This window comes from Citrobacter sp. Cpo100, from assembly GCF_030332595.1.
Classification (GTDB): Bacteria; Pseudomonadota; Gammaproteobacteria; order Enterobacterales; family Enterobacteriaceae; genus Citrobacter; species Citrobacter portucalensis.
Window position 1 is genome coordinate 1 of record NZ_JAOWHM010000005.1, and the last position, 293, is coordinate 293.

Genomic DNA, 293 nt, shown 5'->3' on the forward strand with positions numbered 1-293 from the left:
GGCGGCCCGATTGTCCAGGGTGCCATGGGCGTGATAATTGGTGCCCCCACCGGCATCGCCTGCTCTGTCTGTCCCGGCGGTGTCACCTACGGCTCCCCGGTCAACCCGCTCCTCGGTGCCAAGGTCCTGCCCGGTGAGACCGATTTCACCCTGCCCGGCCCGCTGCCGTTTGTTCTCACCCGCGCCTACAGCAGTTACCGGACCTGTACCCCGGCACCGGCCGGCATCTTCGGTCCCGGCTGGAAAGCACCTTTCGATATCCGCTTACAGATACGTGATGAGGAACTTATCCT

General features: G+C 64.2%; 1 protein-coding gene. It reads left to right on the forward strand.

The features are described 5' to 3' along the window. Window positions 1-293: DUF6531 domain-containing protein (locus OGX96_RS00025; RefSeq protein ID WP_502872626.1), on the forward strand; the 293-nt coding region annotated here is incomplete at both ends.